This window comes from Streptomyces herbicida, from assembly GCF_032656585.1.
GTDB classification, from domain to species: domain Bacteria; phylum Actinomycetota; class Actinomycetes; order Streptomycetales; family Streptomycetaceae; genus Streptomyces; species Streptomyces herbicida.
On record NZ_JAUYWJ010000002.1, the window covers coordinates 435,060 to 449,477 of the forward strand.

11 protein-coding genes are annotated in these 14,418 nt (G+C 71.7%); 6 read left to right on the top strand and 5 right to left on the bottom strand.

Going from position 1 to position 14,418, the window contains the following annotated elements; genetic code table 11:
- Positions 1-4: 4 nt before the first annotated feature.
- From Q8A52_RS05745 to Q8A52_RS05755, 3 genes are all read right to left on the bottom strand, one after another.
- Positions 5-1,201, bottom strand: a complete 1,197-nt coding sequence (locus Q8A52_RS05745) for a type III PLP-dependent enzyme (protein ID WP_316749501.1) — start codon at positions 1,199-1,201, stop codon at positions 5-7.
- Positions 1,198-2,892, bottom strand: coding sequence for an IucA/IucC family protein (locus Q8A52_RS05750; RefSeq protein WP_316749502.1), 1,695 nt, complete (start codon positions 2,890-2,892; stop codon positions 1,198-1,200). Before Q8A52_RS05750 ends, Q8A52_RS05745 begins: the two co-directional genes overlap by 4 nt.
- Positions 2,893-2,964: 72 nt before the next feature.
- A complete protein-coding gene (locus Q8A52_RS05755) occupies positions 2,965-4,551 on the bottom strand; it encodes an IucA/IucC family protein (protein WP_316749504.1) in 1,587 nt (528 codons plus the stop codon).
- Positions 4,552-5,050: 499 nt separating this feature from the next.
- On the opposite strand from Q8A52_RS05755, the gene Q8A52_RS05760 reads away from it, so the two are divergent.
- The 5 genes from Q8A52_RS05760 to Q8A52_RS05780 all read left to right on the top strand — a co-directional run bounded on the left by Q8A52_RS05760 (position 5,051) and on the right by Q8A52_RS05780 (position 11,499).
- The gene (locus Q8A52_RS05760; RefSeq protein ID WP_316749506.1) at positions 5,051-5,809 is read left to right on the top strand and encodes a response regulator transcription factor; all 759 of its coding nucleotides are present in this window, start codon (positions 5,051-5,053) and stop codon (positions 5,807-5,809) included.
- On the top strand, positions 5,806-7,296 hold the full coding sequence (locus Q8A52_RS05765; RefSeq protein WP_316749507.1) for a sensor histidine kinase: 1,491 nt from the start codon (positions 5,806-5,808) through the stop codon (positions 7,294-7,296). Before Q8A52_RS05760 ends, Q8A52_RS05765 begins: the two co-directional genes overlap by 4 nt.
- Before the next feature lie 230 nt (positions 7,297-7,526).
- Entirely contained in the window at positions 7,527-8,273 is a 747-nt protein-coding gene (locus Q8A52_RS05770; RefSeq protein WP_316749972.1) for a response regulator transcription factor, read from the top strand.
- Between the two features lie 212 nt (positions 8,274-8,485).
- Positions 8,486-10,714: an acetate--CoA ligase family protein gene (locus Q8A52_RS05775; RefSeq protein ID WP_316749508.1), complete on the top strand. Its 2,229-nt coding sequence runs from the start codon at positions 8,486-8,488 to the stop codon at positions 10,712-10,714.
- Positions 10,711-11,499, top strand: coding sequence for an enoyl-CoA hydratase/isomerase family protein (locus tag Q8A52_RS05780; protein ID WP_408649172.1), 789 nt, complete (start codon positions 10,711-10,713; stop codon positions 11,497-11,499). Before Q8A52_RS05775 ends, Q8A52_RS05780 begins: the two co-directional genes overlap by 4 nt.
- 3 nt (positions 11,500-11,502) lie before the next feature.
- On the opposite strand, the gene Q8A52_RS05785 is transcribed toward Q8A52_RS05780, so the two are convergent.
- On the bottom strand, positions 11,503-12,369 hold the full coding sequence (locus Q8A52_RS05785) for a hypothetical protein (RefSeq protein WP_316749511.1): 867 nt from the start codon (positions 12,367-12,369) through the stop codon (positions 11,503-11,505).
- Positions 12,370-12,451: 82 nt separating this feature from the next.
- On the opposite strand from Q8A52_RS05785, the gene Q8A52_RS05790 reads away from it, so the two are divergent.
- Positions 12,452-13,054: a flavin reductase family protein gene (locus Q8A52_RS05790; protein WP_316749513.1), complete on the top strand. Its 603-nt coding sequence runs from the start codon at positions 12,452-12,454 to the stop codon at positions 13,052-13,054.
- On the opposite strand, the gene Q8A52_RS05795 is transcribed toward Q8A52_RS05790, so the two are convergent.
- A complete protein-coding gene (locus Q8A52_RS05795) occupies positions 13,051-14,358 on the bottom strand; it encodes an MFS transporter (RefSeq protein ID WP_316749515.1) in 1,308 nt (435 codons plus the stop codon). The genes Q8A52_RS05790 and Q8A52_RS05795 overlap by 4 nt on opposite strands.
- Positions 14,359-14,418 lie beyond the last annotated feature (60 nt).

The following is a 14,418-nucleotide window of genomic DNA, read 5'->3' on the forward strand; positions in this document are numbered from 1 at the left end:
CCTTCTACGGGAGGGGTCCGGCGGGGACGGGAGCGTGGTCGAGGTGATGGAACTGCGGCGCGGGATGCATCAGGAACTCGTGGTGGGAGATGTTCCAGGCGTACGCCCCGGCCAGGGCGAAGGCGATCCTGTCGCCGACGCGCAGCCGCCCTACGTGCACGTTGCGGGCCAAGACGTCCTTCGGCGTGCACAACTGCCCGACCAGCGTGACGAGTTCGTCCTGGGCTTCGGGGCACTTCCAGGGCCGGTCCCAGGTGTCGACGGGGATCGTGGTGAACGGTTGGTTGTGCTGTTTGGTGGCCGGCGTGCGCAGGTGATGGGTGCCGCCGCGCAGGACGGCGAAGGCGCGGTCGTGGCTGCGTTTGATGTCGAGGACCTCGGTGACGTACCAGCCGCAGTACACGGTGACCGAGCGGCCCGGTTCGATGCGCAGGGTCAGGTCGGGATGGCCCTCCAGCAGGCGGCGCAGGCCGGCGCCGAAGGCCGCCCAGTCGAAGCGCCGGTCGGGGCCGGCGTAGTCGACCCCCATGCCACCGCCGAGGTTGACCTCGCTCAGTTCCACGTCCTGCTGGTCCGCCCATTCCCTCGCCCAGGTCAGGACCTGCCCGGCGAGGTCGAGGTGTGCGGCGCAATCGAGGCCGCTGGCGAGGTGGACGTGAATGCCGTGCAGCCGGATGCGGGGGTCGTCGGCGATGAGGGCGAGGCAGCGGTCGAGGTGACCGGGGTCGAGGCCGAAGGGGCTGGGCCGACCGCCCATGGCGAGGGCCACCGGGCCGAGGGCGATGGGGAGGTTGACCCGGAGCAGGACGTCCACGGTGCGCTCACCGAGCATGCCGGTGAGCAGGTGGAGCTCTTGTTCGCTCTCGATGTGCAGGCGGTCCACTCCGGCTCGCAGGGCCTGTTCGAGTTCGGCGGGTGTCTTGCCGGGGCCGCCGAAGGCGATCGGCGTACCGGGGCAGGTGAACTTGATGTGGTGGAGTTCGCCGCCGGAGGCGACCTCGAAGCCGTCGACGTGGTCGCGCAGGACGTCCAGGAGCCGGGGGTCGGAGTTGGCCTTGGCGGCGTAGAAGAGCTGGACGCGCTCGGGCAGGGCGGCACGGATGGCGGCCACGTGCTCGCGCAGGTCCCGCAGGTCGTAGAGGTAGGCGGGAAGATCCTCCGCGTCCAGCTCGGCGACGTACTGGAGAAGTTGCTGCTTCATCGGGTCACCTCACGGGGGAAGCCCTCGCCCAGCGGGCTGGGCAGGGGAACGTAGTCGGCGTGCCGGTCGGCCTGCCGGGACCAGCGCAGCAGCAGGTTGGCCTTGGCGGGCAGCGGTACGCCCGAGAGCAGGGCGCGCAGCCGGGGCGGCTCGCCCGCGCTGCGGGAGTAGGCGTCGAGGTGATCGTGGACCAGACCCCACAGACCGGGCTCAAGGGCGGGGTCTGTGTCGGCGAGTGCGGCGAGGACTTCGGCGGTGTGGTTGACCAGGAGGCAGTAGGCCACCCGGTTCCAGCCGCGCTCGGCGTCGTACGTCATCGGAGTGCGCACGTCCTCGGGCAGGGCGGCGAGGAACGGGCGGTGGTGCTCGGGGACGAGCTTGGTTCCCTCCAGGTCGCGGAAGATCACCTGGGCGGGGGTGCCGTCGCCGCTCACCCCCACGACGACGTTCTGGAGGTGGGGTTCGAGGACGATGCCGTGCTCGAAGTAGGCGGTCAGGACGGGGGGCAGCAGCAGGCCGAGATACGCGTCCCACCAGGCGAGCGCATCGCCGTCACCGCGGGACAGGAGGCGGGAGATGTGGGCCGAGCTGGTGGGGTGCTCGTCGGCGATCGCGGCGGCCAGCAGCGGGGTCACGCCCGGACGCAGGTGTTCGCGCAGGCCGGTGCGGACGATGACGCCGAAGCCCTCCACGAGGGAGAGGTCGTCGTCGAGGGCGAGGGTGCGGTACCCCGGCTCGGCGAGCAGTGAGCTTCCGGCATGGGCCTGACCGATTTCGGCGAAGACGGGGTGGAGGAGCCGGTTGAGGGCCACGGCGCCGGACAGCTCGTACGCGGCGTTCTTGCGGACGCAGTTGGTCAGGCGGACGTTGAGGCTGAACTTCAGGAACGTGTCGGCGTCCGGCTGGTACAGGGTCCGCACCGAGGCGGTGGGGGCGAAGTCCGGGCCCACGACGCCCGTGTCGACGATCGAGCCTGCGGCCAGGGCCCTGCGCAGGGCGGGGTGGTCGGCGAGCAGCCGGTACTGCCACGGGTGCACGGGCAGGGTCACGTAATCCCGTCGCCCGTACGGACGAAGCGCGTCGAGCCTGCTCAGGTCGCCTTCCTCGCGCACCAGACGCCGGTGGACGGCTAGGTAGCGCAGAGGGAAGCGGGTGCCTGTCTCGGGGCCGTAGTCCAGCCAGTCCTCGGGGTCGCCGGTGCGCGACTTGGGCGCGGGGTGGAAGCGGTGGCCGAATACCAGGGACTGCTCGGACTCCAGGTACGGGTCCTGTGGCAAGGCCGCCGTGGCACGCTGCTCCAGGACGGTGTGGATGGTGTTCCGGCTGTCGGTGACCTGGGCCAGGAACTCGTCGTTGGCCACGCCGGTGCGCAGTTCCAGTTCGTCCTGGATGTATCCGGCGAGCTCTCGCCATCCGATCGCGGACCAGTCCCCGCCGTCGTACCTCTTGAGCGGGCCGTCGAAGCGGTGCGCGCCGATCAAGGAGATACGGCGCAGGGGGACGCGGAGCAGGATGTCGCGACGGGGCAGCCACAGCAGCAGGTGGTCCTGGTCGACGGTGACCTGGCGCTCGGGCGCGGAGACCTCGCGGATCAGGCAGTTGAGCAGGGTGTGGGCGGTGACGGCGTCGGCGGCCCGGGCGGGACTGTCACTGGTGGCGAGAAGGGCGCCGGTGGTACTGGGGACGGTCATGCGGAAGGACTCCAGTCGGTGCAAGGAGAGGTGCGAGGAGGTCGGCCGGGCCCGGCAGCCGGAAGCGGGCTGTCAGCGGTGGCGGGCCAGGGGGTTGGGGACGGGAGTCCACTGGGCGACCCCGGAGGCTTCGGCCAGGCGCATCGCGATGGTCGCCTTCAGCGGCAGCGTGTCGCCGAAGAACACCTCCCGGTCTGAGCCCGCGTCGGGAAGGTCGGCGTAGACGCGGCGGCCGACAGTGGCCACCGCTGCCCACAGCTGCTCGCGGTCGGCACCGTGCGTGCGCGACAACACGGAGACCAGCTCGCTGAAGACGCCACTGAGCAGGCCGCCGAACAGCTTGGTGCGCAGCCCCGTCTCCTCGTTCCCGGCCCGGGTGCCGGCCAGCGGCGGGAGCGAGAAGCCGTGGAGGGCGAGTCGGCCCGGGTGGATGCGCACACCGTCCAGGTCGCGGTAGAGCACTCGCACCGGGCGTCCGTCGCGCAGCGCGACGAGCGTGTTCTGGCCGTGGGCTTCCAGGGCCACGCCCATGGACAACAGCGTCAGCGCGGGCGGCAGGACGAGTTCTGCGAACTCCGCCAGCCAGGTGACCGGGTCGCCGCTCACCATGCGGGCCCCGGTGGCGTGGACGGCGGTGAGCGGGACGGCGATCTCCGCCGGTCCGAGGTGCCGTTCGCCGGCCTCACGGATCATCGCCGCCAGGCTCGCCGAGGGCTTGCCGTTCACGCGGATGGCGCCGCCGGCGAGTTCGCGCAGGATGCGCAGGCTCTCCCCGTGGCCGGCTTTGTCGACGACGGCGGTGACCAGCTCGGACAGTGGGGCTCCGTCGGCCACCTCGGCCGGGGAGATGGTGCGCCGGTAGTTGGTGACCTGCACATCCAGCGCCGTCTTGATGTGGCAGCCGGGCAGGGCGTCTACGGGGGACATGGTCCGCATCGACAGCAGCGGGCGGGCGGCGATCGTACGGTCCACGACCGCGAGGTCGGGCTGGTGCGCGAGGACGTGGTCCCGCTGCCAGGGGTGGATCGGCATCAGGACGGTGTCGCCGTCGCGCAGCTCTTGCGGCCACTCGCCGGTGGCCTGCCAGCGGTCGGCCGGTACGGCGACGAGCGCCAGCTCGATGACGGGGTGGTGCTCGGGCGCGTAGGCGAGCACTTCGGTGACGGACAGTCCGGTGCGCGTACGGCAGCAGGGGTGCTGCGGGTGGCCGTCGACCACGGCCTGTTCGGCGTCGGCGCAGTCCCGTACCTCGTGCGGCGCGTGGTTCGCCGCGCGGGCCAGGGCCAGGTTGGCGATGCTGTTGTCGAGCTCGGCGGCCAGACGCGACGCGGCCTCCGTGTGGGCTCCGAGGGCGGAGAGGAGCCGGGTCGGCTCGTCGATCGGGCCGTCGGGGCCCTGCACGGTGAAGTCGGCGGGGACCGGGGCGAATCGTTCGGCCGCGGAGGCCGGGCCCGTGAGCTGCCCACCGCCCGTGAGGCGGATGGCGAGCGTGCCCGCGTCGTGGTTGCGGTCGGCGATACCCGGGAGGGGTTCGCGGGCGAGTGCGCCCCAGAGCCGGCCGAGCACCGTGGCGCGCGCACCGGGGAGCGCAGCCATGAAGGGCTCGACCAGATCGGGGCGCACCTGGCGCAGCTCGTCGATCGTGCTGCTGTACGGCATGTTTCACCGTCCCGTTGGCATAGGAAAGCAAGGGAGAGGCTGCGGAGGCGAAAAGAGAGCGCAATTGCGAGCGCCGTCCGTGATCAGCTGCCGACAACGTTACGGGATCGTTAGTTAACCGATCGCCAGAGAAAAGGAAGGCCGGCATCAGAATCGATCCAGCATTCCGTCCGCTCCGCCGTGCCGAAAAATGGAACTGTCGGCGGACAATTGGCCGCATGTCCCGTGTTGCCCGTCCCGGCGGGCGGAGCGGCCGCGCCGGGCTGCTGCTTGACCGGGAAGCGGTTGCTGGGTGCCGAAGCCTTCGCTGTACTTTCTTAACAGTCCGCTTCCCTGGCGCTGTCATTTCATTGACGTTCTGCTGCGGCAGGGCCCGTAGGGTCGATGACAGGCGGGAGAGGGTAAAGGAATACAGTTGTTCAGGTTCGCCGAAAGTAATTCACGCGACATTCAGCGGCTTTCCCGGCGCGGCGGACCGCGGGCTTGTGATTCTGTCGGCATGCGTCTCTTACTGATCGAAGACGATGACCGGGTCGCCGGCCCGCTGATGGAGGGCTTGAGCCGTTTCGGCTTCACCGTCGAGCACGCCCGTACCGGCGCCGACGGACTCGCCGCGGTGGACGCGGAGATGGTGCTGCTGGATCTGGGACTGCCCGACATGGACGGCATCGATGTCTGCCGGACGCTCCGACTGCGCTCCCAGGTGCCCATCATCATGATCAGCGCGAGAAGCGACGAGGTCGACCGGGTTCTCGGTCTGGAGCTGGGGGCCGACGACTACCTGTCCAAGCCGTTCGGAGTCCGGGAACTGGTCGCGCGGATCCGCGCCGTCTTCCGGCGTGCCGGGCCCGCTGCGGCCGAGCAGGCTCCGGCCCTTCCCGTTTCGGGAGGCGACCGTCCTGATCCGGCGGCCCGGGCCCAGCGGATCGGCCCGCTGGCCATCGACCGGCGGGGCCGCCAAGTCCACCTGCAACGGACCTCCGTCGCCCTCGCGCCCAAGGAGTTCGACCTGCTCGCCTACCTCGCCGACGATCCCGGCGCCGTCCGCACGCGACAGCAGATCCTGGACGCCGTGTGGGAACCGAACTACTTCGGCCCCACCAAGACCCTGGACGTCCACGTCGCCGCACTGCGCCGCAAGCTCGGTGATCCTGCCTGGATCGACAACATCCGCGGCGTAGGATTCCGGCTCACGCCACCCGCCGAAGCCGCGGCCGCCAGGCAGGTCGAAGAGCACGTCCAAGGAGGTGACCGGTGACCCGCCGCCTCCTGCTCAGCTATCTCAGCCTCACCCTGCTGGTGCTGCTGTGCCTGGAAGTGCCGTTCGGTTACGTCTACGCCCGCGGGGAGATGTCCCGGTTCACCGGCAACGGGCAGCAGGCCGCGGTCATGCTTGCAGAGGTGCTGGAGGAGAAGGTCGAGCGGCGGGGCGTCACCGACGTCCCCGAAGTGGTGGCGAGCTTCGCGCGGCGCACCGGCAGCCATGTCACCGTCGTGGACAACAAGGGAAATCTGCTCGCCGACTCGCGCAACGTGGTGGCCGCCGGTACGGACCTGTCTGCGCAGCCGGACATCGCAACCGCGCTGGCCAACCGGTCCAGGTCCACAACCCGGCAGGATCCGGCCCTGGACGAAGACGTCTTCCTCGTGACTGTGCCGGGCGCCTCGGGCAGCACGGTCCGCTGCGTCGTACGGGCGTCCTTTCCCCTGACCACGGTGACCTCCAAGGTCCACGACGCCTGGCTGGCGCTGGCGGCCGTGGGGCTGGGGGTGCTGGCGGCCGTTGCGCTGATAGCTCTCGCGCTGGCCCGCTGGATCACCTGCCCGGTGCGGGCGCTGGAGCACGCCACGACGCAGCTCGCCGACGGCACCCTGAAGGACCTGCCCGCCACCGACCTCGGGCCCCCCGAGCTGCGGCGCCTGGCGTCCAGCTTCGTCCGCACCGCGACCCGGCTGCAGCATCTGCTCAAAGCCCAGCACGCCTTCGCCTCGGAGGCGTCCCACCAGCTGAAGACCCCGCTGACCGCGCTGCGGCTGCGACTGGAGAACTTCGAGCCCCATCTCGACCCACGGGCTCGACCCAGCCTCGACGCGGCGGTGGGCGAGGTGGAGCGGCTCAGCCGCATGGTGCACGGACTGCTCGCCCTGGCCCGGCTGGAGAACGCGGCGACCACACCGGATGCCACCGACCTGGACTCCGTCATCGCCGACCGCGCAGCCGTGTGGGCCGCCTTCGCCGGCGAGCACTACGTGGACATCGTCGTGGCCGGGCCGAGGATCGGCCGGGTGTGGGCCCTCCCCGACGCGCTGGAGCAGATCATCGACAACCTGCTCTCCAACGCGCTGCGGGTCTCGCCGCCCCAGAGCACGATCACCTTGGCCACCGCCTGGGCGAACGGTGCGCCCGCGACCGTCGAACTGCACGTGGTCGACCAGGGCCCAGGCATGAGCGAGGAACAGCGGCGACGCGCCTTCGATCGCTTCTGGCGGGCGCACGACGCCGACCACGAAGGCACCGGGCTCGGCCTGCCCATCGTGAAGCAGCTGGCCCGTGCTTCTGGGGGCGAGGTGACCTTGCAGGCCGCTTCCGGCGGAGGGCTCGATGCCGTTGTCCGCCTCAGGACCGCCGGCGCACACCGCACAGCCCATCCACGGCGTCCGCGGTCGGCGATACGGGGAAGACAGGACGGGGTGCCGCCCGTCCCCGCCGAGCGCCCGCTTGCCGTGTCCGACTGGCAACAGTGAGCGCTGGGACGAAGATTGGCCATCTCCTAACACTGTGCTGGACGGCATTTGGCCCTGAGCTGCCCTGCCCGGCCGTAGGGTCGTGCCGTTCGCCGCACTCCCAGCCCGTAAGCACCGCATCCCGCCCCGCACCACAGACATTCACGGACACGCCCATGACGACGAACACCGATCCCTCGTGTACCGCAGGGGGCGAGCAGGTCGTCCCGGCCGACCCCGCACCGGAGACCATGCGACTCCTCCTCGTCGAAGACGACGACCGGATCGCCGGCCCCATCATCGAAGGGCTGGACCGCTACGGCTTCGCCGTCGACCACGTGAAATCCGGGGCCTCGGCCCTGTCGGCCTCCCCCGCCGACCTCGTCCTTCTGGACCTCGGACTGCCCGACATGGACGGCATCGACGTCTGCCGGGCCCTGCGTGCCCGCTCCGCGGTCCCCATCATCATGATCACCGCACGAAGCGAGGAGGCGGACCGCGTCGTCGGCCTGGAAGTCGGAGCGGACGACTACCTGTCCAAGCCTTTCGGCGTACGCGAGTTGGTGGCCCGTATCCGAGCCGTCACCCGCCGCACCCACCCCGAGAGGCACACCCCGTTGCACACCGGCACCGCCGCGACCGGAGTGCCCCATCAAGGCTTCCCGCACGCGCAACTCCCCGAGGAGCGTGGAGTCCAGCGCCTCGGCCCGCTGACCATCAACCGGCGGACCAGGGGCGTCACCATCGACAGCCGCCCGCTCACGCTCACTCCGAAGGAATTCGATCTCCTGGCCCAACTGGCCGGCGATCCTGGCGCCGTGCACTCCCGCCAGCAGATCCTCGACGCGGTGTGGGACCCCAACTACTTCGGCCCTACTCGCACACTCGACGTGCATGTATCGGCGCTGCGCCGCAAGCTCGGCGACCCGGCCTGGATCGCGACCGTCCGCGGCATCGGCTTCCGGCTCACCGTCCCCGGCGACAGCACGTACGCCTGAACGGCCCCGCCACCCGTTCTCAGTGCGCGCGGGGCGGTCCTGAGCCGCAGGCGCTCAGAGCCCGGCCATGTTGACGACAACGTCCGCGGCCCGGACGATCTCGTCGTACCGTTCGTCAACCTTTGCGTGCAGGACAGTTCCTGACACTACGTCAGTTCAGTAATCTGACGCTGCGTCAGTTAATTGTGCTGTCACAAAGGGCGGGCGGAACGATGCTTGGATCAACCCACGGCACCCTCACCACCGACTCCCGCCGGGCCCGGGTCATCGCCTGCGGTGAGCCGCGTCCCGGGCCCGCCGTCCACGGCCGGGCCGCCGACGTGGACGACCTCGATGTGAGCGGGCGGCCGCTGTATGCGGACGTACCGGATCTGGACCGGTTCTTCCAGCCGGAGTCCGTCGCCGTGATCGGTGCCTCGGACGGCGGGGGACGGCCGAACACCGGGATCACCCGGCAGCTGCTCGCCTGGGCCGAGCGGGTCGGGGCGCGGGTGCACCCTGTGCATCCCACCCGGCCGTCGGTCTTCGGCGTCCCCTGCGTCGCCTCCGTCGCCGATCTGCCCGAGCAGGTCGACCTCGCCGTGCTGCTGGTCGCCGATCCGCTCCCGGTGGTCGAGGAACTCGCCGAGGCCAAGGTGAAGTTCGCCGTCGCGTTCGCCTCCGGGTTCGCGGAGACGGGCGAGGCGGGGGCACAGGCCCAGGAGCGGCTCGCGGCCGCCGTCCGGCGCTCGGGGCTACGGCTGCTCGGGCCGAACACCAACCTCAACGCCTTCGAGCGGTTCCGGGAGGACCTGGAGGGACCGGCGATCGCCCTGATCACCCAGTCCGGGCACCAGGGCCGGCCCGTCTTCGCCCTCCAGGAGCTCGGCATCCGGCTCTCCCACTGGGCCCCGACCGGCAACGAGGCCGACCTGGAGACCGCGGACTTCATCTCCTACTTCGCCGAGCGGCCCGAGGTGGGCGCCATCGCCTGCTACGTGGAGGGCCTCAAGGACGGCCGCGCCTTCCTGCTCGCCGCCGACCGCGCCGCCCGCCGCAAGGTGCCGGTCGTCGCCGTCAAGGTGGGGCGCACGGAGGCCGGGGCCCGTACCGCCGCCTCGCACACCGGCAAGCTGACCGGGGCCGACGACGTCGTGGACGCGGCCATGCGGCAGTTCGGGGTCGTCCGGGTCGACGGCCTGGACGAACTCCAGGACACCGCCGCCCTGCTGGCCCGCGCGCGGGCGCCGCTCGCCGACGGGGTCGTCGTCTACTCGATCTCGGGCGGCACCGGTGCGCACGTCGCCGACCTGGCCGCCGGAGCGGGGCTCAGGCTGCCGGTGCTCTCCGAGGACAGGCAGGCCGAGCTGCACCAGTGGATACCCGAGTACCTGAGCGTGGCCAACCCGGTGGACAACGGCGGGCATCCGGTCGGGGACCGGCGCGGCCGCAAGATCATCGACTCGATCCTCGACGACCCGGAGGTGGGCGTCCTCATCTGCCCGATCACCGGCCCGTTCCCGCCCCTCAGCGACCGGCTCGTACGGGACCTGGCCGACGCGGCAGAGGCGAGCGACAAGCTGGTGTGCGTGGTGTGGGGATCGCCGGTCGGCACCGAACCGGCGTACCGCGAGGTCCTGCTCGGCTCCTCCCGCGTGGCCACCTTCCGCACGGTCGGCAACTGCCTCACCGCCGTCCGCGCCTACCTCGACCACCACCGCTTCGTCCGCTCCTACCGCTCCCCCTTCGACGAGGCGCCGCGCACCCCTTCCCCGTCCTTCAAGAAGGCACGGGCGCTGATGCAGCCGGGCCGGCAGCTGAGCGAGCACGCGGCGAAACAGCTGCTGCGCGCGTACGGCATAAGGGTGCCGCGCGAGCAGCTGGTGACCAGCGCGGCGGCCGCCGTACGTGCCGCCGGGCAGGTCGGCTACCCCGTGGTCATGAAGGCGTCCGGCGCGCAGATCGCCCACAAGACCGAGCTGGGCCTGGTGAAGATCGGCCTGACCTCCGCCAGCCAGGTCCGGGACGCCTACCGCGAGCTGACCGACATCGCCCGCTACGAGGACGTGTCACTGGACGGCGTCCTGGTGTGCCAGATGGTCGAGCGGGGCGTGGAGATGGTCGTCGGCGTCACGCACGACGAGCTGTTCGGGCCGACCGTGACGGTCGGTCTCGGCGGGGTGCTGGTGGAGGTGCTGCGGGACGCGGCCGTGCGCGTGCCGCCCTTCGGCGAGGAGCAGGCCCGGGACATGATCGCGGAACTGCGCGGGCGGGCGCTGCTGGACGGGGTGCGGGGGCGGCCGCCCGCCGATGTCGACGGACTCGTCGAGGTCGTCCTGCGGGTGCAGCGCATGGCGCTGGAGCTCGGGGGCGAACTCGCCGAGCTGGACATCAATCCGCTGATGGTGCTGGACCGGGGGCAGGGCGCGGTGGCGCTCGACGCGCTGGCGGTGTGCCGGTGACGGCCGCGGTGGAGCAGACGACCGGTGAGGGGGTGTCGCACATCGCGCTCAACCGCCCCGAGGCGCTCAACGCCCTCACCCCGGACATGCGGGAACGCGTCATCCGGCTGCTGTCGGAGGCCTCCGCGGACCCGGACGTACGGGCCGTGGTCCTGACGGGTACGGGGCGCGGGTTCTGTGCGGGGGCGGATCTGCGGGGCGGGACCGGCGGCGGTGAGCGGATCCCCGGTGACGTCGCGCGCACGCTGCGCCTCGGTGCCCAACGGCTGATCGCGGCCGTGCTGGACTGCGAGAAGCCGGTGATCGCCGCCGTCAACGGTACGGCGGCCGGCCTCGGCGCCCATCTCGCGCTCGCCTGTGACCTCGTGCTCGCCGCGGAGTCCGCCCGGTTCATCGAGGTGTTCGTACGGCGCGGACTCGTACCGGACGGCGGCGGAGCGTATCTGTTGCCCCGGCTGATCGGCCCGCAGCGCGCCAAGGAGCTGATGTTCTTCGGCGACGCGCTCTCCGCGGTGGACGCCGAGCGGCTCGGGCTGGTCAACCGGGTCGTGCCGGACGGGGAGTCGGACAAGACGGCCCGGGAGTGGGCGGGCCGCCTGGCCGCAGGGCCCACCCGGGCGCTCGCCCTGACCAAGCAGCTGGTGAACGCCTCCCTCGACGCCGACCGCGCCTCGGCCTTCGCGGCGGAGGCGGCCGCGCAGGAGGTCAACATGACGACGCAGGACGCGCGGGAAGGGCTCAGGGCCTTCGTGGAGCGCAGGAGCCCGGAGTTCCGCGGGCGGTGAGTGTCAACCGGCCGCCGCTCGCTTGAGGATCCACAGTTCACCCGCGTCCGGATCGCCGAAGAGCACGAACAGTTCGGGGTCGTCCTCGGTGCCGCCGATGGTCCAGCGGGTGTCGTGCCCGCAGTCGCCGTCGAGCCGTACGAGCACGCCGTCGCGCCCGGAGCGGTCCGGCTCCCAGGTGCCGGAGCTGCCGCACCTGACGTAGTCCTTGATGCCGAAGTCGTCGCCCGTGGGCTGGGTGGCCGGCCGGGTGGCCTCGGCCCGCCCGCCGGGGCCGAGCCGCAGCTCCGATCCGCCCGGCCCGTGCCAGACCCCGATGAGCTGGGCGGTGGTGAGCTTCGGAGGCACGTACTGGGGGATCAGTCCCGTGACGGTGGCCAGGGCGCCGCCGCCGAAGGTCAGCACGAACAGCGGGACGGAGGCGAGCGCCGAGCGCCACCAGAGGCCCCACGGCTGCCAGGTGCGCCCGCACGTACGGGCGACGCCGAGCGAGGGCAGGACGCCCAGGGCCGTCAGGCACATGACCGTGGTGACCGGCGGCCAGTCCCGGAGCAGCGCCGCCGGCGCACCCCACACGGCCGCGGGCGCCACGGGGCCCACCAGGTACCAGACCCAGCCGGGCCCGCCGAACCGCCGGGCGGCCACCAGCGCGGGCCCGGTGAGGAGGACCGTCTGGACCAGGCCCGGAAAGGGCAGCAGAAAGGGCGCGAAGACCAGCAGGCACAGGATCCCGAAGGCGCCGCCGTATCCGCTGCCGTAGTCGTCACCGCTGGCGTCGATGATCCACGCCAACAGCGCGGCGGACGGAATCTGCGCTGCGCACAGCGGCACGGCCAGGCCGAAGTCCCGGCGTATTTCTCCCCGCCCCATGTCTGCAGCCTACGTACGCCCTGCCGGCAGCCCGTCGCACCCCTTCCAATCTGACACACCGTCAGCTTCAATGGACGGTGTGATGGGACACGCAGGGATGGCGGCCGCCGCCGTCCGCTACCTCAGGTCGGTCGACGCCCCGCCCGCGGGGCCCGTCGAGGCACTGCCGCGCCCGGAGCTGCGGTGCGTCGGGGAGGACGAGCGGGCGCCGGTCGACCAGGGCGAGTTCCGCCGGGTGCTGGGGCACTTCGCGACCGGCGTCACCGTCGTGACGGCCCCCGCCGTCGACGGCGAGCTGGGCCCCGCCGGTTTCGCCTGCCAGTCCTTCTCCTCCCTCTCCCTCGACCCGCCGCTCGTCGCCTTCATGGTGGGCCGTACGTCGACGACCTGGCCGCGGATCGCCCGCGCGGGCGTCTTCTGCGTGAACGTCCTGGGCGCCCACCAGGGCGAGTTGTGCCGGGGCTTCGCGGTGAGGGGCGCGGACAAGTTCGCGGGTGTCGAATACGGCGCGGCACCGGTCTCCGGCTCCCCGCGCCTGGCCGGCACGCTCGCCTGGATCGACTGCACCGTCCACGCCGTGCACACCGGCGGCGACCATCTGATCGTCGTGGGCCGGGTGGACGCGCTGGGCACGGCCGACGAGGACGCGGCTCCCCTGCTGTTCCACAAGGGGCGCTTCCTCTAGGCCGCGACCGCCACGGAGACCGCCGGCCGCCGCCGGATCACCAGCGCCATCAGGGCCGCCGCCGCGCACAGCGCGCCGGAGGCGTACCAGACCGTGTCGTACGACCCGAAGACGTCCCGTGCCACACCGCCGAGGAAGGCGACGAGGGCCGCGCCCACCTGGTGGGAGGCGAGCACCCAGCCGAAGACGATCGCGCTGTCCTCGCCGTACTGCTCCCGGCACAGGGCCAGGGTGGGCGGGACGGTGGCGACCCAGTCGAGGCCGTAGAAGACGATGAAGAAGATCATCGGTGGGTGGACCGACGGGGCGAGGAGCATCGGCAGGAAGAGCAGGGAGATCCCGCGCAGCGCGTAGTACACGGCGAGCAGGCGGCGCGGCTCGAAGCGGTCGGTGAACCAGCCGGAGGCGATCGTGCCGGCCACGTCGAACACCCCGATGACCGCGAGCAGCGAGGCCGCCGCCGTGACCGGCATGCCGTGGTCGTGGGCCGCGGGCACGAAGTGTGTCTGGATCAGGCCGTTGGTGGAGGCCCCGCAGATCGCGAAGGTGCCGGCCAGCAGCCAGAAGGGGCCGGTGCGGACCGCGGAGAGAAGGACCCTGACGGCCCGGCGGGCGGCGCCGGTGACGGGCTCCGGCTTCGGTACGAACTCCTCGGCGCCATAAGGCTTCTGGCCCACGTCGGCCGGGTGGTCGCGCAGCAGCAGCCAGACGAACGGAACGACCGCGAGGGCGGCCAGGGCGACCGTCACGGCGGCCGGGCGCCAGTCGTGCGTCTCGACCATCCAGGACAGCAGCGGCAGGAAGATCAGCTGACCGGAGGCCGAGGCCGCGGTGAGGATGCCGCTCACCAGGCCGCGGCGGGCGGTGAACCAGCGGTTGGTGACCGTCGCGGCGAACGCGAGGGCCATCGAGCCGGAGCCCAGGCCGACCAGCAGACCCCAGCACAGCATCAGCTGCCAGGCCGCCGTCATCCACACCGTCAGGCCCGAGCCGACCGCGATCACGGTCAGCGCGACGGCGACCACCCGGCGGATGCCGAAGCGGTCCATCAGCGCGGCGGCGAAGGGGGCGGTGAGCCCGTACAGCGCGAGGTTGATGGAGACCGCCGCGCCGATCGTGCCGCGCGACCAGCCGAACTCCTGGTGCAGCGGGTCGATGAGCAGGCCGGGCAGGGAGCGGAAGGCGGCCGCGCCGGTGATCGTGACGAAGGTGACGGCGGCGACGAACCACGCCCGGTGGACGCGGGGCGATCGGCGGGGCTTCGGTTCCTGTGCGGCTGCGATGGCATCGGTTGTCTGGGTCACGCCATAAAGGGTCCGTTCCGCGCGTCCCGTGATCGAGTGGCCCGAGGGACAGCATTCGTT